The following is a 23692-nucleotide window of genomic DNA, read 5'->3' as shown; positions in this document are numbered from 1 at the left end:
AAATATTTAAATAATAATACAAATAAAGGTATGCTAATAATTAGAATTTTTTTTGTAACATAGTAGAATTTATAGAGATAAAAAACAAATAAAACTATAAAGGAAATAATAATAATATTAGAAAAAATTTTAGATTTATTTTTAGAATATATATTATAAATTCTAAATACTAACACTATAATAAACAAAAGTACATTATACTTATTCATCTGTTTTAACATTTCTTTTTGTTCTCCGGTAAAGATAGATAAGCCCATATTATATAGATAAAAATACAGAAAAAAATTTAATATAACAAGAATTATATCAAGCCAATCTAAGAAACTTTTTTTCATGTTTTTATGCTCCTTCAAGAAATTTATATAATTCAAAAAATAGTTATAGCTTTTTATTTATATTAAAGATTATTAAAATAATAATAAAGTTTTCAGAGTAGTATATAAAGCTCAAATATTAGTTTTAATATTCTGAAAATACATTGTTGTTTTATACTATTAATATGATATCATTTTTTTTAATATATAACAATAAAAGGTAAAAATAATTATAACTATATATCTACATAATTACATTAATTTTTTGATATAACTTGTTCTTATGAACTTTTTGCCTTGAATATATTTACATATTATTTTATAATAAAATTAATCTGATGTGTCGGAGATTTCTGACAGGTTGGATTTTAAATAATAACCTAATTGCAAGGAATTTTCTAAGCAAAAGGGAGGTGTAATAAATATTAGTATGATAAGCCTTGCTTTTTGCAGGGCTTTTTGTTTTGGAGGTTTTACTATGGAAAAGAGAATAGGAGTAGTTGGAATAGTTGTTGAAGAATTTGAAAGTGCAGGAAGGGTAAATGAAATACTTCACGAACATGCAGAAATAATAATAGGAAGGATGGGAATACCCTACAGAGAAAGGGGAGTATCTGTAATATCCTTGATTGTTGACGGAAGCACTGACGATATAAGTGCCCTTACGGGAAAGCTCGGCAAGGTTAAGGGGGTAAATGTAAAATCGGCATTAACTAAAAAATAATTTTATGGAGGTTATTATGAAAGAATTTAGAGCTGAGGATTTTATTGTTGATGAAAAAATAAGAGAGGCAATTGAAGAAGGAGAAAGGCTCTCTAATGATAAGGAATATGTAAAATCTTTAATAGATAAGGCACTTACTTTAAAGGGATTAAGCTATAATGAGGCTGCTGTTCTTCTTTCTATAAAGGATGATGAAACATTAAATGAAATGTTTAAGGCGGCAAGAAAAATAAAAGAGGAGATATACGGCAAAAGAATAGTCCTCTTTGCGCCTTTATATGTAAGCAACTACTGCATAAATAACTGCACCTACTGCGGATATAAGTGCAGCAATAAAGGTTTTACAAGAAAGAAACTTATTATGGAAGAGCTCAAAGAAGAGGTTAGAATCTTAGAGTCTATGGGACATAAACGTCTTGCCCTTGAAGCTGGCGAAGATGATGTAAACTGTCCTCTCGATTATATTTTAGACTGTATAAAGACCATATATTCTTTAAAGTTTGAAAACGGAAGCATAAGAAGAATAAATGTTAATATCGCTGCAACGAGCGTTGAGAACTATAAAAAGCTAAAGGATGCTCAGATTGGAACATATATTTTGTTTCAGGAAACATACCATAAGCCTACCTATGAAAAGCTTCATCCAAGCGGTCCTAAACACGATTATAACTATCATACAACAGCTATGGACAGGGCACGAAGGGCAGGTATTGATGATGTGGGAATAGGAGTTTTATACGGCCTTTATGATTATAAATATGATACGGTAGCTATGATAATGCACGCAGAGCACCTCGATAAGGAAACAGGGGTAGGCCCTCACACCATATCGGTACCAAGGCTTAGGGTTGCTGAGGGTGTTGATGTTAAAAAATATCCCTATATTGTAAGCGATGATGATTTTATGAAAATAGTTGCGGTATTAAGACTTTCAGTTCCTTATACAGGAATGATACTTTCTACAAGGGAAGAACCGGAGTTTAGAGATAAGATAATAGCTCTTGGAATATCTCAAATAAGTGCAGGCTCCTGCACAGGAGTTGGAGGATATTCTGAAGAAACAAGACATATTAAAAGCGATGAAAAGCCGCAGTTTGAAGTAGGAGATCACCGCTCCCCACTTCAGATTCAAAAGAGCCTTTGCGATTATGGATATATACCAAGCTATTGCACAGCCTGCTACAGAGCAGGAAGAACAGGAGACAGGTTTATGTCCTTTGCAAAATCAGGACAGATACACAACTTCTGCCTTCCTAATGCTATTTTAACGTTTAAAGAATATATAATAGATTATGGCGATGATGAACTTAAGGAAAAGGGAGAGGCGTTAATTCAAAAATCGCTTTTAGATATTCCAAATGAGAATATAAGAAAGGAAACAATCGAAAAATTAAAAAGGATTGAAATGGGAGAGAGGGACTTTAGATTTTAAGGAGGATAATATGTTTGAAACACCATTAGCAAACAGACTTCATATAGCTATATTTGGAAGAAGAAATGCAGGAAAATCAAGTCTTATAAATGCACTGACAAATCAGGATATTGCCCTTGTTTCAGAAACTGCAGGAACAACCACAGACCCAGTCTATAAAGCTATGGAGCTTTTGCCAATAGGCCCTGTTGTTTTTATAGATACTGCAGGCCTTGATGATGAAGGAGAACTTGGAGAGCTTAGGATTAAAAAGACGAAGGCAGTTATGGATAAGACGGATTTAGGGCTTTTAGTTATAACTTATGGCAGCGATTTAAAGCTTGAGAAGGAGTGGCTTTTAGAGCTTAAAAAGAGAAATATAAAAGTTTTAGGTGTTGTAAACAAGATAGATGAGAATGAAATTGATATAAAGATGCTTGAAGATATGTTTAAAATACCCTTTATAAAGGTTTCTGCAAAGGATAGGAAAAATATAGATGTTTTAAAAAGAGCAATTTATGAAAATGCCCCTATGGATTTTGAAAGGTCTACTATTGTGGGAGATATTATAAAACCTAAAGACAGTATACTGCTTGTTGCACCACAGGATATACAGGCGCCAAAGGGAAGGCTTATACTCCCTCAGGTTCAGGTTTTGAGGGATGTATTAGATGCTGGAGCAATGGCTTGTATTGTCAAGGACTCTGAGCTTAAAGAAAGCCTTGAAAACCTTTCAAAGATTGACCTTGTTATAACGGACTCGCAGGTTTTTAAATATGTTAACGATACTATCCCAAAGGATATGCCCTTAACTTCCTTTTCAATACTTATGGCAAGGTATAAGGGAGATCTTAAAACTTTGATTGAGGGAGCCTATGCAATAGATTCTTTAAGGGAAGGAGATAAGGTTTTAATTGCAGAGGCCTGCACTCACCATCCCTTAGAAGGAGATATAGGAAGACAAAAGCTTCCAAAGTGGCTTGAGGATAGAGCAGGAAGAAAGCTTAACATTACTGTAAGGGCAGGGGCGGATTTTGAAGAGGACTTATCAAAATATAAGCTCATAGTTCACTGTGGTGCCTGCATGTTTAATAGGAAGCAGATGATGAGCAGGATTTTAAAGGCAAAGGAGCAAAGCGTTCCAATAACAAATTATGGTGTTGCAATTGCTTATATGAATGGAATATTAAACAGGGTAGTAAAAGTTTTTAATATTTAATGTTTTAGGATGGATATATTGTTTTATAAACATATATTCATCCTTTTTATATATAATTTTACAATTATTTAATCTCAAACTCTTGTTAAAAACTGTAAATGCATTTATAATAAAATAAATAATTCGTACAAATAAAAATTTTTTTAATTTATGCATAAATCTTTAAAAATAAAATATACATATAACTGTTTGATAAAATTTTGGCACACTAATATTCTTTTAAATTTGCGGCACTTTACGAAGGGGATGAGATACTTGGATTTTTTAAAGGATGATGATGTTTATCTTTTTAATGAAGGAACAAACTATTATTCCTATAGGTTTATGGGGGCCCATCTAATAGATGGAGGATGCTTTTTTTCAGTTTGGGCGCCAAATGCAAAAAGAGTAAGCGTTGTTGGGGATTTTAACGGATGGGATGAACAGGCTAATTTAATGAAGAGGTATAAGGAATCGGGTATATGGTACTGCTTCATTGAGGGAGTTAAAGAATATGACAACTATAAATATGAAATTGAAAGCGCAAAGGGGCATATAACTTTAAAGAGCGATCCCTACGGCTTTTACAGCGAAATTAGGCCTGATACAGCATCCAAGGTTTTTAAAATTGCGGGATATGATTGGGAAGATGGAAAGTGGCAGGAGTATAAAAGTAAAAATTCATTCTACGATAAGCCAGTATCAATTTATGAGGTTCACCTTGGTTCGTGGAAGAAAAAGGATGGGGATTTTTTAAGTTATAGGGAGCTTGCAAAGGAACTAGTTTCTTATGTAAAAGAAATGGGATTTACCCATATAGAACTTCTTCCAATATCAGAGCATCCCTTTGATGGCTCCTGGGGATATCAGGTTACAGGGTATTATTCTGTTACAAGCAGGTACGGAAATCCAAAGGATTTTATGTATTTTGTTGATTTGTGCCATCAAAATAACATAGGAGTAATACTCGACTGGGTTCCAGCTCACTTTCCAAAGGATGAACATGGACTTTCAAGATTCGACGGTACCTGCCTTTATGAGCATGAAAATCCTCTAAAGGGAGAGCATCCTGAGTGGGGAACATATATATTTAATTATGGAAGAAATGAGGTTAGAAGCTTTTTAATATCAAATGCTCTTTTCTGGTTTGATGTTTTTCATATAGACGGACTTAGGGTTGACGCTGTAACATCTATGCTTTATCTTGACTATGCCAAAAAAGATGGGGAGTGGATACCTAATAAATATGGAGGCAGGGAAAACCTTGAGGCAATAGATTTTATGAAAAAGCTTAATGAAGCAGTTTTTAAATATTATCCTAATTCCCTTATGATAGCAGAAGAATCAACAGCTTGGCCTTTGGTTACTAAGCCATCCTATATAGGAGGACTTGGGTATAATTTTAAATGGAATATGGGCTGGATGCATGATACCCTAGACTACATGTCCATGGATCCTATTTATAGGAAATATCACCATGATAAATTGACATTTTCAATGACCTATGCCTTTTCAGAAAACTTTATACTTCCCTTATCCCACGATGAAGTCGTTCATGGTAAAAAGTCCCTTATTGAAAAAATGCCTATGGATTATAATGAGAAATTTGCAAATCTAAGGGCTCTTTATGGATATATGTATGCCCATCCCGGAAAAAAACTGCTTTTTATGGGGTGTGAATTTGGACAGCTTATTGAGTGGAAATATGATTATGAGCTTGACTGGCATCTTCTAAATTATGATATGCATAGAAAACTGCAAAACTATGTAAAATCTCTCAACCATTTTTATGTTGAAAATTCCTGCCTTTACGATGTGGATTTCAGCTGGGATGGATTTAGGTGGATAGATCATAATGATTTTAATCAAAGCATTATAGTTTTTCAAAGGATAAGCAAAAATAAGGATTTTATAATATCAGTATTTAATTTTACCCCTGTTTTAAGAGAAAACTATAGGATTGGTGTTCCTGTAAAAGGAGAATACAGGGAGGTATTCAGCAGCGACAGGAGTGAATTTGGAGGGTTTGGGATTGAAAATGAAGGCGTGATTATGTCAGAAGATTTAAAATGGCATAATTGCAGCTTTTCAATAAATATAAAGGTGCCGCCCCTTAGTGCCATATTTTTTAAATTGGTACCTTTAAAGGAGGGACAAATATGATAAAAAAAGAATGCATCGCTATGCTCCTCGCAGGAGGGCAGGGGAACAGGCTTGGAATTTTAACAAAGGATTTAGCAAAGCCTGCAGTTCCCTTTGGAGGTAAGTACAGGATTATAGATTTTACTTTAAGCAACTGTACTAACTCTGGAATTGACACCGTTGGAGTGCTGACACAATATAGACCGCTTAAGCTTAATGCATACATTGGTACAGGACAGCCTTGGGACCTTGACAGAGTTAATGGGGGAGTTTATATCCTTCCTCCCTATATAAAAGGTAAAAGGGGGGAGTGGTATAAGGGTACTGCAAATGCCATATACCAGAACATAGAGTTTATAGAGCAGTACAACCCTAAATATGTTCTTATATTATCAGGAGATCACATATACAAGATGGATTACAGCAAGATGATAAAATATCACATAGAGAAAAGTGCAGACTGCAGCATTGCAGTAATAAATGTACCCTTAAAAGAAGCTTCAAGGTTTGGAATTATGAATGCTGATGAGGATAATAAAATATATGAATTTGAAGAAAAGCCAAAGCATCCAAAGAGTACTAAGGCTTCAATGGGTATATATGTTTTTACATGGGATATATTAAAGAAATACCTTAATGAGGATGAACTGGATGCTAATTCAGATAAGGACTTTGGTAAAAATATTATTCCAAAGATGTTAAAGGATAACAGAAGTTTATATGCCTATTGTTTTGATGGCTATTGGAAGGATGTAGGAACTATTCAAAGCTACTTTGAAGCTAACATGGACCTTCTTGAAAATCCTCCGGTTTTTGACCTTTATGATATAAGATGGAGAATATATGGAAGAAATCCTATTCAGACACCCCACTATATTGGCTGTAATTGTAAGATTAAAAGAAGCATAATTACTGAAGGCTGTGAGGTGCTTGGAGATGTTTATCATTCAGTTTTATTTTCAGGAGTTTTAGTTGGTGAAGACTCTGAAATTAGTGATTGTGTAATTATGCCGAATGCTAAAATAGGCAAAAATACAAAGCTTTCAAATGTGGTAGTTGGAGAGGGTGCTGTAATCGGGGACAACTGCATTATAGGATATGGAGATATAAAGCCAAACAGGCTCTATCCTAACATATACAGTTCAGGAATTACTGTTATTGCAAGCGATATTGAAATTTCAGAAGGCTCAGTAATAGGTAAAAATGTTGTTGTTGAAAAATCAAACCTTGATGTTAAAAATCTCGATTCTGGAGAATATTTAAGTGAGGAGGAAGTATCATGAAGGATACGTTAGGCATTATATATGCTGCGGAGGATGATACTCAAATAAGGGAACTTACTAAGAAACGTTCGATTGCTGCACTTCCCTTTGGAGGAAGATACAGGCTTGTTGATTTCACCCTTTCGAATATGGTAAACTCTGGAATTAAAAATATAGGAATAATAACCCAAAACAACTATGCTTCCCTCGTTGATCATATAGGAACGGGAAAGGAATGGGATTTGAACAGGAAAAGAGAAGGCCTTAATATACTTTCCCCTTTTGCAATACATGATAGTACTGGATGGTACAAAGGAAGCATAGATGCTCTTCATAGTGCTATGGGATTTATTAAAAAAGGAAATGAGAAATATGTTTTAATTTCAGGAACCCATATGCTCTGCAATATGAATTTTAATGAATATCAGAACTTTCATATTGAAAAAGGAGCTGATATAACTGTAATTTATAAGGAAGATAATATAAGAAAAGATAAACTGAAAAAATATACTCTCTTGCAGACCGATGAGGATGGGAGGGTTAGAGATATAGAGGTTTACCCTGCTATTCCAAAGTCAAATAAAATCTCTATGAAAATGTATCTTTTAGAGAAGGAGCTGTTAGAATATCTTATTGAGGAGGCCAGCGCAAGGGGGTATGAGGATTTTGTGAAGGATATAATAATTAAAAAAATCGATAAATTAAAAATATATGGATACCCTTACGAAGGTTATCTTGCAAGGATAGATTCAATAACCACATATTATAGATTCAACATGGAACTTTTAAAGAAAGAAGTTAGGGAAGAACTTTTTTATAGGGAAGGGCTTATTTATACGAGGATTAAGGATGAGGTTCCCGCAAAGTACAGCGATGATGCTGTTGTAAAAAATTGTCTTGTTGCTGATGGATGTATTATAGAAGGTGAAATTGAAAACTGCATCCTCTTTAGAGGAGTTAGAATAAGCAAAGGTGCTAAAATAAAAAACAGCATTATATTTCAAGAATGTGAAATAGAGGAAAACGCTGTTTTAGATCACGTGATACTTGATAAAAAGGTTATAGTAAAAAGAGGGAGAACACTTATAGGAACTGAAAATTATCCAGTTGCCATAACAAAAGGAGAGGTTATTTGATGATTAAGGTTTTAATGGCTGCATCGGAGGCAGTGCCCTTTGCTAAAACAGGAGGTCTTGCAGATGTTTTGGGGTCACTGCCCCCTTCTTTAAAAGAAAAAGGAATTGATGTCAGGGTTATAATGCCACAATATAAGGCTATACCAAAACATCTTAAAGACAACATAAGACATATTAAGTATATATATGTTAATGTTGGATGGAGAAGGCAGTATTGCGGAATAAATGAAGCAGAATATAAAGGGGTTAAATATTATTTTATAGATAATGAGTACTACTTTAAACGTGATGGACTTTATGGATACTATGATGATGGAGAAAGGTTTGCTTTTTTTGCAAGAGCAGTTTTAGAAGCTGCAATAAGTATAGGCTTTATACCGGATATAATTCACTGCCACGACTGGCAGACGGCTATGATACCTCCTCTTCTTGAGCTGCAGTACAGGTGGAGAGAGGAGTATAAGAATATAAAGACAGCATTTACAATACATAACCTTAAATATCAGGGTATTTTTTCAAAAAATGTTTACTCTGAGCTTTTAGGAATAGGAGATGAATATTTTACACCTGATAAGCTTGAATTTTATGGTGATGCTAACTATATGAAGGCAGGGCTTGTGTATTCAAATGCAATTACTACTGTAAGCGAGAGCTATGCGAGGGAAATACAGTATCCTTTTTATGGGGAAAAGCTTGATGGGCTTCTTCGGGCAAGGTCCCATGAGCTTTATGGCATTATAAATGGAATAGATTATGATGAGTATAACCCTGATAGGGACAGCTTAATATTTAAAAATTATGATGAAAATACTATAGAAGATAAAAAAATAAACAAAACGGAGCTTCAAAAGCAGCTAAATCTTCCTCAAAGGGATGTTCCTGTAATAGGACTAATATCAAGACTTGTTGACCAAAAGGGACTGGATTTGATAGAGTGTGTACTTAATGAAATATTAAATATGGATATTCAGTTTATAGTTCTTGGAACAGGGGACTTAAAATATGAAAACATGTTTAAATATTATGAAGGATTATACAAAGATAAGGTTTCTTCAAATATAAAATTTGACAATACACTTGCCCATAGAATCTATGCAGGGTGTGATATGTTTTTAATGCCGTCGCTGTTTGAACCCTGCGGTCTTTCACAAATCATTTCCTTAAGATATGGAACTATACCAATTGTAAGGGAAACAGGAGGACTTTTAGATACTGTAATTCCCTATAATGAATTTAATGATACTGGCTATGGCTTTACCTTTACAAACTATAACGCCCACGACATGCTATATACAATAAGAAGGGCTGTACAATTTTATTATAATAAAGATATTTGGCAAAAGCTCATTAAAAGAGCTATGAAATTAGATTTCAGCTGGAGCGCTTCAGGGGATAAATATATAAAATTATATAACAAATTAATGGGTAAAAATTAATCATTAAAAGGGGGTTTACCAATGAAAAGGAAAATTAGGGTTCTATTTGTGACAGCAGAGTGCTGTCCCTATGCTAAGGTTGGAGGTCTTGGACAAATCAGCGGAAGTCTTCCTAAAAAGCTTGGTGAAAACATTGATATAAGGAGGGTTACACCGCTTCATAGGAGCAGTTTTATTGATTTTAAGTATAAGATAGACTTTCCTGTGAAAATTGGGGACAAGTTTGAAACCTGCATTGTAAAGACAGCATCAAATGAAGATATCCCTACATATTTTATAGCAAATGATTACTATTTTAACAGGGATAAAATCTACAGCTATTTTGATGATGGGGAGAGATTTTTATTTTTCTGCAAGGCCGTATTAAACATGCTAAAAAATATTCCCTTTAAGCCTGATATTATTCACTGCAATGACTGGCATACTGGATTTTTGCCTATGTTTCTAAAAAAAGATGGATATGAAGGAAAAACAATATTTACCATTCACAATTTAAGGTATCAAGGCTCAATAGGAAATGAGTATTTAGAAGAACTGTCCCTCGATGAAAAAGCAAAGCTTGGAGGGGATTATGTAAATTTTATGAGGGCAGGCTTTCTGTATTCAGATGTTGTAACTACCGTAAGCGAGAGCTATGCAAAAGAGATAATGAAGGATTCTTCAGGGATGGAGGATATAATAAGGGATAAAAATATAGAAATAAAGGGAATATTAAACGGTGTAGATTATGAAAATTATAATCCTTCAAAAGCAGGGGAACTAGAATTTCCTTATAATATAAAAAGCATAGAAAATAAGAAAAAAAATAAAATAGCGCTTCAAAGGGAGCTTAATCTTGAAAATGCGGATGTACCGCTTATTGCTTCAGTTACAAGGCTTGAGGATTATAAGGGAATAAAACTCATATATGATGCTGTAAAGGCATTAGATAAACCATTTCAATTTGTGCTCTTAGGTACTGGGAATTATTACTATGAGCAGATGTTTAAAAACCTTTGTGAAAATATGAAAGGAAGTGCTGCAGCTGTATTTGAGTATGATGAAGCTCTAGCAAAGAGGATATATGCAGGGAGCGATATCTTCCTTATGCCTTCTTTATATGAGCCCTGCGGAATTGCTCAGATGATAGCGCTAAAATACGGAAGCATTCCAATTGTTAGAAATACTGGGGGACTTTCAGATACGATAATAGATTATAAAGATAAATGCGGAAATGGGTTTTTATTTAATGAATATTCATCGGAGGAACTTAAAAATAAGATAAGTGAGGCTATTGAAATTTATAACAGTACAAAATGGATTAGCCTGATTAAAAATGCTATGTCCTGCGATTATTCTTTAGAGAAGTCTGCACTTAAATATTTGTCCCTCTATAAAATGATATTAGAATAGTTGCCGCTAATATTAAGTTTGAGGTGCATAATATGCTCGCATATCACAACTCTCAGGATTCTTTTTACAGGAATCCCTTCGGTGCAGTACCTGTTGGTGAAAACGTGTTGATTAGGCTTAGTGTAAGCAGCAGCCTTAAGGTTAAAAGAGCTATATTAAGGCTTTGGAAGGATAATGAAATTAAAATTGAGATGAGGTTAGCAAAGACAGATAAAGATTTCTTTATATATGAGGCCTATGCTTCCTGCAGCACTTTAGGCCTCTTATGGTACTATTTTATAATAGAAACCTATGATAAAACCTATTATTACTGCAACAACGATGAGCAGCTTGGAGGAGAAGGGGTTTTAAGGGATAGTTTTGGGAATTCTTATCAGATAACTGTTTATGATAAAAATTATAAGACTCCTGATTGGTTTAAAGAGGCAATAGTATATCAGATATTCGTTGACAGATTTTATAATGGCAATGAGGATAAAAGAATACCCTACAGGGAAAATGCTCTTTTCCATTCTAACTGGTATGAAACTCCTTTGTATAAGGAGGATGAAAAGAGCGGAGTATATGAACCAAAGGACTTCTTTGGAGGTAACCTGCTTGGGGTAATTAAAAAACTTAATTATTTAAGGGAATTAGGTATAAGCGCAATTTATTTTAACCCCATATTTAAAGCCAATTCTAATCATAAATATGATACAGGAGATTACAGCAGAATCGATCCTATGTTTGGAAATAATGAGGTTTTTGAGAGGCTTTGTTCTATTGCGAAAACTATGGGTATTAGAATAATTCTTGACGGTGTTTTTAATCATACGGGAAGCGACAGCATATATTTTAATAAATATGGGAGATATGATTCAATCGGGGCATTTCAATCTAAGGATTCTCCTTATTTTAAGTGGTATAAATTCATAGACTATCCAAACATATATGAGAGCTGGTGGGGATTTGATACTCTGCCTAATGTAAATGAACTTGAAGAGTCCTATATGGATTTTATTATAAGAAATGATGATTCTATATGCAAAATATGGATTAAAAAGGGTGCAAAGGGCTGGAGGCTGGATGTAGTTGATGAGATTCCCGATGAGTTTTTGAAAGAGTTTAGAAGGGCTGTTAAAGATGTGGACTCAGATGCTGTTATTATAGGAGAGGTTTGGGAGGATGCTTCAAATAAGGAGAGCTATGGTAAAAAAAGGGAGTATCTTTTAGGGCATGAACTTGATTCTGTTATGAACTACCCCTTTAGAAATATGGTTATAGACTATATTTTATATAAAAAAAGCGCAAAAGATTTTAAAAGAAGGATTTTAAGCCTTTATGAAAACTATCCTAAGGAGAGTTTTTTCAGTCTTTTAAATCTTTTAGGAAGCCATGACGTAATAAGGATATTAACAGTTTTAGGAGAAGCACCACCTGAAAGCAGTTTGAGTAAAGGTGAAAGGGCAGAATATAAGCTGCCTTTAAGCGGGAGGGAGATTGCTAAAAAGAGGTTAAAGCTTGCAGTTTTAATACAGATGACCTTCCCGGGAACTCCATGCATATATTATGGCGATGAGGCAGGAGTTGAAGGATATTCTGATCCTTTTAATAGAAGAACCTACCCTTGGGGCTATGAAGACTTAAATATTTTATGCTACTATAAAAAAATGACGAGGATAAGGAATTCATTTGACTTTTTAAAAACAGGCGAGTTTATACCCTTTGATTATAATGAGGACGTTTTTGGATTTATAAGGTATATAGAAAACAACACAGACGTTTTTAATAACAGGATGGAAAACGGTATTGCAGTTATACTTATAAACAGAAGCAAGGATAAGGATTATAAGGTTACAATTGACTTAAGAAAGAAAAAAGTAAGCAGACTGTACGACCTTTTAAATTACAATAACAAAATAAAACTAAAAGATGGAAAGCTTACTGCTGTTTTGCACCCCTTAGAAGGGAAAATTCTATCTTCAAAACAGTGCTACCCTTCAAAAAAGGGAAAGAGGGACGGTTACTTATTTTGAGTAATTTACTGACAAAATAGGGGTAGCTTTAAAAGGCTGTTTTTAAATAATAAAGACGGTTACTGAATATAATAAGTAACCGTCTTTATTAATCTGTTAAGTAATCGCATCCGTTAATGAATTGTTTTGAAAGTAAAATAGTAAGTAACCGTCCCTCCTAATCTAAATAAATTGGTCACTTGTCAATTGTATGGTACTTTTTTAAGCATTTCTTTTCCAGTCTACATTATCTCCTCTTCCCATATCCACTTCAAATCCTACGCTTTCAATTCTATTTTTTAAACATACTAAACATTCGGCTGCTTCTTCACCTGTGCATATTTTCCCATCGTAAAGAGAATATTTATCCCTCACTTCAATTGGGGACAAATTTGGCATAACGACGTTTGCTCCCGATAAAAGTCCTAATTCCCTTCCCTTTGGGTTTATAGTTCCAAGGGCTGTTGTAGATGGAAGGAGAACTTTAGGAAGAAGAAGCCTTATTATTGAAAGAAGGGTTGTTGTAGTATTTAAATCGCCGGCTTTTTCTCCTGAAAGAGGTGTATCCTTGTGGGGTATAAAAGGTCCTATTCCAACCATGTGTGGTTCAAGCTCTTTTAAAAACATAAGGTCTTTAACAAAATCCTCATTGGTCTGGTTTGGAAGGCCTATCATAAATCCTGCTCCAACCTGATAGCCGATTTTTTTTAGGTTATATAAACATTCTATTCTGTTTTCAAAGCTCATATTAGGGTGCAAACTTTGATAAAGCTTTTTAGATGCTGTTTCATGCCTTAAAAGGTACCTGTCAGCACCTGCATCAAAGTATTTTTTATAAGAATCAAAACTTTTTTCTCCTATTGATAATGTTACGGCACAGGAAGGAAAATCATTTTTTATTCTTTTTATTATATCAACCATTATATCGTTGCTAAAATACGTATCCTCTCCTCCCTGAAGCACAAAGGTTCTAAATCCTAATTCATATCCTTTTCTGCAAGTATTTAATATTTCATCTATGCTTAGCCTGTATCTTTTTGCGTTTTTGTTTGAAGCACGTATTCCGCAGTACATACAATCGTTTCTGCAGTAGTTTGTAAACTCTATAAGCCCTCTTAAATACACTTTTTTTCCATAATACATAGTCCTAACTTCGAGAGCTTTTTCACTTAAATATTTTTTATTTTCTTCATCGATATTATTAAGAAGATAAAGCATTTCTTCTTCATTTAAATAGTTTTTTTCATGGAGTTTATCGATAATTTCTTTAGTAACCATAAAGCCTCCCAAATTAAAATATTATAGAAAATAAAAAGCCCTTTGAGGAAAACTCAAAAGGCTAAAATTAACAATATTTTTTATCAGCATTATCCTAAATAAAAAGCTGATAAAAGATTATAAACTATGCCCTTTTGACCTTTCCTCTACCTTAGAATAATCCTTGGTATTAGACAGCCATTTATTCTATATGAATATTATAAATGAATTTAATTAAAAGTTCCATAAAAATAATTTGATATATGAAACAGGCTGTACCTTTAAACGGTACAGCCTGTTATAGATTTACTTATTTTTAATCATTTCTGCAACAGCATTAATACTTCCTAAGGTAGATACAACCTCGTTAGGAATTATAAGTTTGTTAGCAGGGTTCTTAGCCATTTCAGTAAGAGCTTCAACCTGTTTTAGTGCTATTATAACTTCATCGGTGTCAGAGTCATGTATTGCCTTGTTTACCTTCATTATAGCCTCAGCCTGTGCAGTTGCTATTCTTTCCATTGCCATAGCTTTACCTTCCGCCTCAAGGAGCTGTGCTTCTCTCATACCTTCAGCACGTCTTATGTTGGCTTCTCTTTCTGCTTCAGCCTGAAGTATCATAGACTGTTTTTGCCCTTCAGCTCTTGCAATAGCACTCTGCTTTTCACCTTCTGCCTGAAGTATTGCAGCTCTTTTATCTCTTTCAGCCTTCATCTGCTTTTCCATAGCCTGCTGAATTTCTGCAGGTGGTATTATGTTTTTGATTTCAACGGATAAAATCTTTATACCATAGGCGTCTGTGATTTCATCAACAACCCTTAAAAGCTCTGCGTTTATTTTATCTCTTCCTGATAGAACTTCATCGAGGGTCATGTTTCCAACTATGTTTCTCATATTTGTAATAGTTGAATATATTATACCTGATTTATAATTTTCTATGTTATAAACAGCATCCTTTGCGTTCATGAGTTTATAGAATATAACGTTGTCTATTGATATTTTTACGTTATCCTTTGTAATAACTGACTGGGGTTCTATATCTAATATCTGCTGTTTTGTTGATAGCTTTGCTCTTACAAAATCAACAAAGGGTATTATAATATGCCAGCCAGGCTCTAATACTTTATGAAACTGTCCGAATCTCTCAACAACATAAAGATGACCAGTATTTACGATTTTAATCGATGAAAAAAGTACTATTAAAATAAAAAATAATAAGATTACAAAAAATATACTTCCTAACATTATGACTCCTCCTTATACTTTTCAACTACTAATTTGTTTCCTTCTATAGATTTAATTTTAAATCTATCACCCTCCTTAATAGGCTCTCCATGATTAATAACATACCAATAAATCCCTTCGTATTTAATTTGTGTCTTTTCTGTTATATCCTCCTGAGATGTTAAAATCCTCCCGATATAGTTTTGCTCCATAGGTTTAAAAGCTGGAGGATTCTTGTTTATCGCTTTTCTTACGTAGGGAGCTGCAAAGATTATTGATATTATGCTAAGTATCATAAAAATTATTATTTGAAATGGCATAGAAGCGTTAAACATAAGTGTAATAAGTGCACCTATTCCTCCTATTGCAAAGCTGAAAAATAAAAAGGAACTCGTCAGCGCATCGATTAATATTGCGACAAATGATATTACAATCCATATATATAACATTTTTCCACCCCCTACTTTGATTATAAACCAAATAATTCAAATATAAAATAAGAATAAGTAATTTATTTTATATTCCTAAAAATCCAAAGACTATGAAAGTCTGAGCCAAAACATAGGTAAGCATAACTATAAAATCTGAGTATTTCTTTTTAGATATAAATATGCTGTATCCGAGGATAGAATCGGATGCTATAAATAATAGCGTACCTAAAAAGGATAATATAAAGCTGTGTTTTATAGATAAAACCACTAATAAACATGTAAAACTTGAAAACAGAATAACGATGATGTATGGGAGAGCAGCTGCTTTTAAATTTCCCATACCTTTTCCTATAACTTTATAGGCGTATATTCCGTATAGTATATAGGGCATTATCAATAAAATCCACATAGGAGATGCTTTTAGATTTCCTGATAAAACACTTATATAGGCAATAATATAAAAGATGTGCCCAAGCAAAAATGATGCTCCTCCAATTATAAACGAATATAGTTTATCCTTTAATAGAAAAACATCTCCTAAAAATCCTGCTGAAAGTGCAGCAACGACGAAGTAGTTTATATTTTTTGAATTGAGAATATAAAAAATAAGCAGCAAAGGCATGAGCAGGGATTTTGACAGATATCTTTCTTTTTTACAGCCTTTTAATACGTTGATTAAGTCCCATATAAAGTTGAGGATAAAAATCAAAAAAACCAGTATATCCATATTTTACACACCCCAAACTTATTTTTCCATAATAATTATATTATAACTTTAATACTTAATAAGTTACAAAATAATTACAAATATGGCGATTGATATTAACTGATAAAATTATATAAAAACAGTTGATATTAGCACTTTAACGTGTTAAAATATCTCTAATTTATATTTATACAAATCAAATCATATAGATGCAAAATGCTGTTAAAAGGGGGAATTTAAGATGATAAGGGTTCTGATATCTGATGGACTTGATGATATCGCTGTAAAAATACTCTCAGATAAGGGTTATGATGTTTTAGAATGTGAAAAAGAAGAATTGCTTGATATTATCAGGAATGTTGATGTTCTTGTTGTAAGATCAGCCACAAAGGTTAGAAAACCTTTGATTGATAAAGCTCTTGAAAGTAAAAGGCTGAAACTTATAATAAGGGGAGGGGTTGGAGTAGATAATATAGATGTGGAATATGCAAAGGAAAGTGGAATTGAAGTTAGAAATACTCCAACAGCAAGCAGCATCTCCGTTGCAGAACTTACCTTGTCCCATATGTTTGCTGTAAGCAGATTTCTTCATATTTCAAACGTTACTATGAGGGATAATAAGTGGGAAAAGAAAAAATATGAAGGAGTCGAGCTGTTTGGCAAAACCCTTGGACTTATTGGGTTTGGAAGGATAGCAAGGGAAGTTGCAAAGAGAGCTTATAGCTTAGGAATGGATGTTATTTATTATGATATTTTGGGAAAAGCTGATGGATATGATGAATATGAATACTGCAGTTTTGATGATGTTCTTAAAAAATCCGATTATGTATCCCTTCATATACCCTACAGCAATGATAAAAGAAATGTTATAGGAGAAAGGGAGCTTTCCCTTATGAAAGATACTGCATTTTTAATAAATTGTGCAAGAGGAGGAGTGGTAGATGAGAATGCCCTCCTTGATGCTCTTAACAATAATAAAATCGCAGGCGCTGGAATAGATGTTTTTGAAGAGGAACCTACAAAAAATGAGCAGCTTATAAACCATCCAAAGGTTTCAGTAACTCCTCATATAGGCGCTTCAACTGTTGAGGCCCAAAAAAGGATTGGGCTTGAGGTGGTTGATATTATTGATGATTTTTTTAATAGAAAAGGATTGTTTTAAAATATTAGAGCTGTTAAGGCAAAATCATGCTTTAACAGCTCTTGTAAGTTTTGTTTTTACTTGGTAAACTTTAATGTAGTAATAAAAAAATAAATTGATTCATATTATTAAGGATGATTTATTAATATAACTTTTCTAAATGGAAATTTAAACAACGTAAGTCATCAATGTATAATAATTGGCTTTGATAGGGTAATAAAAAGCGGGGGGATTTTATGTATAAAAAAAATAAAAGCCTGATAAAAATACATGCAGCTGTTTTTATGTTTGGCTTAGCAGGACTTTTTGGCAAATCGCTGTCATATCCGCCTATGATAATAGTCCTTGGACGCGTTTTCTTTTCGAGTATTTTTATTTTGGTTATAATGCTCTATTTAAAAAAGGATATAAAATTAAAAAGCAGAAAAGATTATACATATTTGATTATAATGGGTATAATATTGGCAGTTCATTGGAGCACTTTTTTCAAATCAATTCAAATATCAACAGTAGCAATTGGACTTATCACGTTTTCTACATTCCCTGTATTCGTTACATTTCTTGAACCATGTTTTTTAAAAGAAAAAATACAATTTAAAGATGTACTAACGGCTTTTATTACATTTATCGGGGTAGTTTTGGTAGTACCTAAATTTCAGTTAAGCAACAACATAACTTTAGGTGCACTCTGGGGAATAGCGTCAGGAATAACCTATGCAATACTTTCAATATTAAACAGAAAGTATGTAAAAGAATATAACAGTCTCGTTATAGCTTTTTATGAACAGCTTTCAGCAACGATTGTTCTTTTGCCGTTTTTATTTTTTCAAAGGCAGTCTTTTATGATAAAAGATATATTGCTTCTTATACTTTTAGGTACAGTTTTTACTGGAATTGCTCATTCTCTTTTTATAAGCGGTCTTAAAGATGTAAAAACCCAGACAGCAGGTATAATATCAAGCCTCGAACCAGTATACGGCATTATATTTGCTGCTGTATTATTAAGAGAAATACCATCTTTTAGAGAGATTTTAGGCGGAATAATTATTTTAGGCACTGTATTTTATTCTACAGTTAAATCTAATAAATAACTTTAACCAATTTTTAACTATTTTATTTTTTGATATGATAGAATTATATTATAAAGATTAGTTAGGGGGACTTTTATGAAAGAAAAGTATAACATTTTAATTGCTGTAATAATTTCTGCTGCAATAGTTGTTTCTTCAGCTTTTATATCTAATGGAATCAAAAATATAAAATCAGGAAAAAACACTATAACGATTACAGGTTCTGCAAAAAAGCAGATAAAATCAGACCTTGCTAAATGGACGGGAGCTTTTTCAGCTTATTCCCCAAGTTTAAATGAGGCATATGCTATGCTTAAGGAAAACAATGAAAAAGTAAGAAAGTATCTTTTATCAAAAGGAATAGCAGAAAAGGATTTGGTGTTCTCTTCTATATTTACATCCGTTAAAAACGAAATACTTCCTAATGGTATGATTGGAAATAAAATTGAAGGATATACCCTTACACAAAATGTTGAAATCAAATTAAATGATGTGGATTTAGTAACAAAGATTTCAAGAGAATCAACGGAGCTTATAAATCAAGGAGTGCAGTTTGAGTCTTATCCACCGCAATACTATTATACAAAAATTGCTGATTTGAAAGTTGAGATGCTTGGGCTTGCAACAAAGGATGCAATGCTTCGTGCAGAGCAAATCGCTAAAAATACAAACGTTAAAGTAGGAAAACTTAGAGCATCGAGAATGGGAGTTTTTCAAATAACTCCCCCTTATTCAACGGAGGTTTCTGATGCAGGTATATTTGATACTTCATCTATAGATAAAGAAATCACTGCTGTTGTAAACTGCGAATTTGATATAGATTAAACTAAAAACAAAAAGTACCCACGGTAAAGCGGGTACTTTTTTTACCTGTGAACTATTTTAAGCCCCATGAGATAGTGCTTTATTGTTAATACTTTTATTGCCCAAAGTTACAAATGTGCAAGGGATAATTTTTGTTAATTATGCAACATGTATTAGCTGTTTATAGAAATGGCGACATCTGCTGCTAATTCGATTAAATAAGTAACTGTCCATAGATGCTTGAGGTATGAAAAATTTAAGATGTGTAATACAGCCTTTTAAGTTTGTGGCGCATTTATTGTATTTTATGCTATTATATTGTTAAAGTTAAACGAAGGAAGGATGTTATATGGAAAATTACGGATTTATTAGAGCTGCAGCTTCCTGCCCTAAACTTAAAGTTGCAGATGTAAAATATAATGTTAATGAAATGAAAAAAGCTATATATAGGGCATATGAAAATGAAACTGATATATTGGTTTTTCCTGAGCTTTCTATAAGCGGCTATACCTGTGGGGATTTATTTGGTCAGGATGCTCTTTTAGATGAGAGCTTAAATGGATTAAAGGATATATTAGAGTATTCAAAGGATATGAATATGATTATATTTATTGGTGCACCTTTATCTATTAATCACTTTTTATTTAACTGCGCAGTTGGAATTTTTAAAGGGAATATACTTGGAGTTGTTCCTAAAACGTATATACCAAATTATGGCGAGTATTATGAAAAGAGATGGTTTTCATCCATTGATGATACAAATATTACAGATATTTACATATTAGGTAATTATGTTCCCTTTGGCAGCGTTGTATTTCAAAATAGAAGAATGCCTCAGATGTGCATAGGTGCAGAAGTATGTGAAGATCTCTGGGCGCCAATTCCTCCATCGTCCTATGCAGCACTAAATGGTGCAAGTATTATTGTTAACCTTTCTGCAAGCAACGAACTTATAAATAAGGCTTCTTACAGAAGAGAACTTGTAAAGCAGCAAAGCGGAAGGCTTCTTTGCAGCTATATTTATTCCTCTTCGGGGGTGCATGAATCAACAACGGATATGGTCTTTAGCGGCCATCTTTTAATTGGAGAGAATGGAAGCATTTTAAAGGAAAATGAAAGGTTTGAAAGGGACAGCGAAATTATAATACAGGACATAGATGTTCAAAGACTTTTTGCGGAAAGAAGAAAAAACCTTACCTTTAAAGATTCAAATAAACTTTCAAAGCCCTATAGAAAAGTTGATTTTGATATGGAGATTAAAGAAAAAAGAAACCTTTTAAGATATGTTGATGCTCATCCCTTTGTACCTTCGAACGCAGCTGACAGGGATGAAAGATGCAAAGAGATATTCAATATTCAGACTGCAGGTCTTGCAAAGAGGATAGAGCATACAAATCTTAAAAAGCTTGTCATTGGAGTTTCAGGAGGACTTGATTCAACTCTTGCTCTTCTTGTTGCAGTTAAAACTTTTAAACTTTTAAACTATCCTTTAAAGGATATTATAACTATTACAATGCCAGGCTTTGGAACAACGGACAGAACTTATAATAATACGATTGAGCTTTGCAGATGCATTGGAACGGATTTAAGGGAGATAAACATAAAGGATGCCTGTCTACTTCACTTTAGGGATATAGGACATGATGCTGAAATACTTGATGTAACCTATGAGAACGTTCAGGCGAGGGAGAGAACCCAGATACTTATGGATATTGCAAATAAGGAGGGAGGACTTGTTGTAGGAACTGGGGATTTATCCGAGGTTGCCCTCGGCTGGAGCACCTATAATGGAGATCATATGTCCATGTATGCTGTAAACTGCAGCGTTCCTAAAACCCTTGTAAGATATCTTGTAGGATATGTTGCAGAAAGAGAGATGGAGGATAAGGCTGGTAAAATATTAATCGATATATTAAACACACCTGTAAGCCCTGAACTGCTTCCTGGGAATGAGGGTAAAATAACTCAAAAAACAGAGGATATAATAGGGCCCTATGAACTTCACGACTTTTTCCTATACCACTTTATAAAATATGGAGCATCCCCGCAGAAAATATTATATATAGCAGGTATTGCATTTAAAGATAAATATTCAAAGGAAGAAATCGAAAAGTGGTTAAAGCTATTTTATAGAAGATTTTTCACTCAGCAGTTTAAACGCTCCTGTATACCAGATGGACCTAAGGTTGGAACTATAAGCCTGTCTCCAAGGGGGGATTGGAGAATGCCAAGCGACGCTTCTTTTGATGCGTGGCTTGGGGAGTTTTAAGGGGGATATTGATGTTAAGAAGATGTATTATGGTTTTCCCCAAATTTGAAAATGGAGAAATTATAGATAATATCAGAAAAAAATATGATCCTCTTGCAAGTCATGTTAAACCCCATATAACTCTCGTTTTCCCATTTGAAAGTGATATTTCTTCAGATGATTTAAGAGAGCATATTTTATATAGTGTTAGTGGAATTTCTAAGTTTGAAATTGTTTTAAAAGGAATTGAACCTGTCAATTCTTTTGGTAAATATCTGTTTCTTAATATAGAAGAAGGAAGGGATTATATCATTGAATTACATAAAAGACTGTATAAAGGAATTTTAGAAAATTATTATCCCCAGTGGTTAAAGGGAAATACTTTTTTGCCTCATATGACTATTGGATGTTTTGATAACGACGATGATTTTAAAAAAGCGATTGATGAGACTAAAGACATTATTAATTCATTTAAAACTATTGTAAATGAAGTCTGTGTGGAAATCATCGATGAAAATGAAGATTCAATATTAGAACTTGTAATTCCGTTAGAATAAAATTTCAGCATAGACAAAAAAAATTCACAATGATAGTATTAAAATAAATAATATTTTGTGGTGATATTTATGATAAGGTATAAGAAGGTTGATTTTAATTTTGTATATTCAAATATTGCTCAATTAAAGAAAATATTTGATAAATATGGGGATAAAATAGATGCGGCATATCTTTTTGGTTCAGTACATAAAAGAACAGTAAATCCTTTAAGTGATATTGATATTGCTATTTTAATTAACATACAGTATGAATATATGTCGAATATGATAGAGGAAGAAGTATTTGAAGATATATCAAGGTGTCTTAAGACTGATGAAATAGATTTAATTTGTTTAAATAATGCTCCTTTAAGTATGCAATATGGAGTAATAAAAGATAAGGAAATATTATATTATTATGATAAGCAGAAACTGATTGATTATGAAACAATGATAATAATGAATTATCTTGATATTAAACCTATGCGTGACTCTTTGAACTTTGAATTTTTAAAGAAAGTGGGGGAGTGAAATGGACGAAAAGCTTATTGCTCAGTTAAGATTTTTAAAAAAATATTTAGACATGATAAAGAAAATATCTGCATACAGACTTGAAGAATATTTAGCTGATGATATGGTAAAGGCAGCTGCCGAAAGATATCTTCAGCTTTCAATAGAAACGTGTATTAATATAGGCAGCAGGATAATTTCAATAGAACAATTTAATAAAGACATTCCACTTCCTGAAACTTATTCGGATGTTTTTGAAATATTATACAGTATAGGAATTATTGATGAAAATTTTTCGAAAAATTTAAAGAAAATGGCAAAATTCAGAAATAAACTTGTACATATGTATTGGGAATTAGAGGATGAATTAGTATATGATATAATTAAGAATAATATAAGCGATATTGAAAGATTTATGAAAATAACATCAGATTATATAAAAAATACAGAGCAGTAATTGTATGTATATAAAATTCCCATAATTTATTCATTAATTTGAGAGGTTGATAATTATGATAACGCAAGACATGATAGTTCTTGATATTGTTGAAAAATATCCCAAAACAGAAAAGATTTTTAAAGAATATGATGTTTTGATTGGAAAATGCCTGCTATGCAATCATTTGTTTGACTCAATTGAAAATATATCAAAGCTTTATAAAATAAATATCGATGAAATGATTTATAAATTGAATAGCAGTATAAATTAATTTTTCTATAAAAAATGTTTTAAAAATTTTTTTATTCATTATAGTG

Annotated in this window: 21 protein-coding genes; 17 read left to right on the top strand and 4 right to left on the bottom strand. The window is 32.9% G+C overall.

From position 1 onward, the window contains the following. Nucleotides 1-792: 792 nt before the first annotated feature. The 9 genes from B5D15_RS00320 (at nucleotide 793) to B5D15_RS00280 (ending at nucleotide 13030) form a co-directional block, all read left to right on the top strand. Nucleotides 793-1038: a TM1266 family iron-only hydrogenase system putative regulator gene (locus B5D15_RS00320; RefSeq protein ID WP_078695304.1), complete on the top strand. Its 246-nt coding sequence runs from the start codon at nucleotides 793-795 to the stop codon at nucleotides 1036-1038. Between the two features lie 16 nt (nucleotides 1039-1054). Continuing rightward, nucleotides 1055-2470, top strand: a complete 1416-nt coding sequence (hydG, locus tag B5D15_RS00315; protein WP_179122130.1) for a [FeFe] hydrogenase H-cluster radical SAM maturase HydG — start codon at nucleotides 1055-1057, stop codon at nucleotides 2468-2470. A 10-nt stretch (nucleotides 2471-2480) separates the two neighbouring features. Further along, the gene (hydF, locus tag B5D15_RS00310) at nucleotides 2481-3668 is read left to right on the top strand and encodes a [FeFe] hydrogenase H-cluster maturation GTPase HydF (RefSeq protein WP_078695108.1); all 1188 of its coding nucleotides are present in this window, start codon (nucleotides 2481-2483) and stop codon (nucleotides 3666-3668) included. Between the two features lie 246 nt (nucleotides 3669-3914). Then, entirely contained in the window at nucleotides 3915-5810 is a 1896-nt protein-coding gene (gene glgB, locus B5D15_RS00305; protein WP_078695107.1) for a 1,4-alpha-glucan branching protein GlgB, read from the top strand. After that, nucleotides 5807-7072 (top strand): glucose-1-phosphate adenylyltransferase, encoded by a 1266-nt coding sequence (locus B5D15_RS00300; RefSeq protein WP_078695106.1) that lies wholly within the window; start codon nucleotides 5807-5809, stop codon nucleotides 7070-7072. The genes glgB and B5D15_RS00300 overlap by 4 nt, the downstream gene beginning before the upstream one ends. Next, complete coding sequence (gene glgD / locus B5D15_RS00295; RefSeq protein WP_078695105.1) at nucleotides 7069-8187, top strand: glucose-1-phosphate adenylyltransferase subunit GlgD; 1119 nt, start codon at nucleotides 7069-7071, stop codon at nucleotides 8185-8187. Before B5D15_RS00300 ends, glgD begins: the two co-directional genes overlap by 4 nt. 2 nt (nucleotides 8188-8189) lie before the next feature. Beyond that, the gene (gene glgA / locus B5D15_RS00290; protein ID WP_179122143.1) at nucleotides 8190-9623 is read left to right on the top strand and encodes a glycogen synthase GlgA; all 1434 of its coding nucleotides are present in this window, start codon (nucleotides 8190-8192) and stop codon (nucleotides 9621-9623) included. Nucleotides 9624-9644: 21 nt separating this feature from the next. Continuing rightward, entirely contained in the window at nucleotides 9645-11015 is a 1371-nt protein-coding gene (locus B5D15_RS00285) for a glycogen synthase (protein ID WP_078695103.1), read from the top strand. 32 nt (nucleotides 11016-11047) lie between these two features. Continuing rightward, a complete protein-coding gene (locus B5D15_RS00280) occupies nucleotides 11048-13030 on the top strand; it encodes a glycoside hydrolase family 13 protein (RefSeq protein WP_078695102.1) in 1983 nt (660 codons plus the stop codon). 201 nt (nucleotides 13031-13231) lie between these two features. Here B5D15_RS00280 and hydE read toward each other — a convergent pair whose 3' ends face one another. The 4 genes from hydE to B5D15_RS00260 all read right to left on the bottom strand — a co-directional run bounded on the left by hydE (nucleotide 13232) and on the right by B5D15_RS00260 (nucleotide 16648). Then, nucleotides 13232-14287 carry a [FeFe] hydrogenase H-cluster radical SAM maturase HydE gene (gene hydE / locus B5D15_RS00275; RefSeq protein WP_078695101.1) on the bottom strand — a complete coding sequence of 352 codons (1056 nt, stop codon included), beginning with the start codon at nucleotides 14285-14287 and terminating at the stop codon, nucleotides 13232-13234. 285 nt (nucleotides 14288-14572) lie between these two features. Beyond that, nucleotides 14573-15511 (bottom strand): SPFH domain-containing protein, encoded by a 939-nt coding sequence (locus B5D15_RS00270; protein ID WP_078695100.1) that lies wholly within the window; start codon nucleotides 15509-15511, stop codon nucleotides 14573-14575. Then, the gene (locus B5D15_RS00265; RefSeq protein ID WP_078695099.1) at nucleotides 15511-15939 is read right to left on the bottom strand and encodes an NfeD family protein; all 429 of its coding nucleotides are present in this window, start codon (nucleotides 15937-15939) and stop codon (nucleotides 15511-15513) included. The genes B5D15_RS00270 and B5D15_RS00265 overlap by 1 nt, the downstream gene beginning before the upstream one ends. A 67-nt stretch (nucleotides 15940-16006) precedes the next feature. Then, complete coding sequence (locus B5D15_RS00260; RefSeq protein ID WP_078695098.1) at nucleotides 16007-16648, bottom strand: lysoplasmalogenase; 642 nt, start codon at nucleotides 16646-16648, stop codon at nucleotides 16007-16009. A gap of 220 nt (nucleotides 16649-16868) precedes the next feature. Here B5D15_RS00260 and B5D15_RS00255 point away from each other — a divergent pair, with 220 nt between their 5' ends. From B5D15_RS00255 to B5D15_RS00220, 8 genes are all read left to right on the top strand, one after another. Further along, nucleotides 16869-17789 (top strand): D-2-hydroxyacid dehydrogenase, encoded by a 921-nt coding sequence (locus B5D15_RS00255; RefSeq protein WP_078695097.1) that lies wholly within the window; start codon nucleotides 16869-16871, stop codon nucleotides 17787-17789. Nucleotides 17790-18004: 215 nt separating this feature from the next. Then, a complete protein-coding gene (locus B5D15_RS00250; protein ID WP_078695096.1) occupies nucleotides 18005-18859 on the top strand; it encodes a DMT family transporter in 855 nt (284 codons plus the stop codon). 75 nt (nucleotides 18860-18934) lie between these two features. Next, complete coding sequence (locus tag B5D15_RS00245; protein ID WP_078695095.1) at nucleotides 18935-19663, top strand: SIMPL domain-containing protein; 729 nt, start codon at nucleotides 18935-18937, stop codon at nucleotides 19661-19663. Between the two features lie 328 nt (nucleotides 19664-19991). After that, nucleotides 19992-21911 carry an NAD(+) synthase gene (locus tag B5D15_RS00240; RefSeq protein ID WP_078695094.1) on the top strand — a complete coding sequence of 640 codons (1920 nt, stop codon included), beginning with the start codon at nucleotides 19992-19994 and terminating at the stop codon, nucleotides 21909-21911. 11 nt (nucleotides 21912-21922) lie between these two features. Next, a complete protein-coding gene (locus B5D15_RS00235; RefSeq protein WP_078695093.1) occupies nucleotides 21923-22447 on the top strand; it encodes a 2'-5' RNA ligase family protein in 525 nt (174 codons plus the stop codon). Nucleotides 22448-22516: 69 nt separating this feature from the next. Next, nucleotides 22517-22957, top strand: a complete 441-nt coding sequence (mntA, locus tag B5D15_RS00230) for a type VII toxin-antitoxin system MntA family adenylyltransferase antitoxin (protein WP_078695092.1) — start codon at nucleotides 22517-22519, stop codon at nucleotides 22955-22957. Nucleotide 22958: 1 nt separating this feature from the next. Next, on the top strand, nucleotides 22959-23393 hold the full coding sequence (gene hepT / locus B5D15_RS00225) for a type VII toxin-antitoxin system HepT family RNase toxin (protein ID WP_078695091.1): 435 nt from the start codon (nucleotides 22959-22961) through the stop codon (nucleotides 23391-23393). A 55-nt stretch (nucleotides 23394-23448) separates the two neighbouring features. Further along, on the top strand, nucleotides 23449-23646 hold the full coding sequence (locus B5D15_RS00220) for a DUF1858 domain-containing protein (protein ID WP_078695090.1): 198 nt from the start codon (nucleotides 23449-23451) through the stop codon (nucleotides 23644-23646). Nucleotides 23647-23692: the final 46 nt, after the last annotated feature.

It is taken from the genome of Caloramator quimbayensis (genome assembly GCF_900167605.1).
Taxonomy (GTDB): domain Bacteria; phylum Bacillota; class Clostridia; order Clostridiales; family Caloramatoraceae; genus Caloramator_B; species Caloramator_B quimbayensis.
The sequence above is the reverse complement of the archived record's forward strand: the minus strand, read 5'-3'. Positions and strand labels throughout refer to the sequence as shown.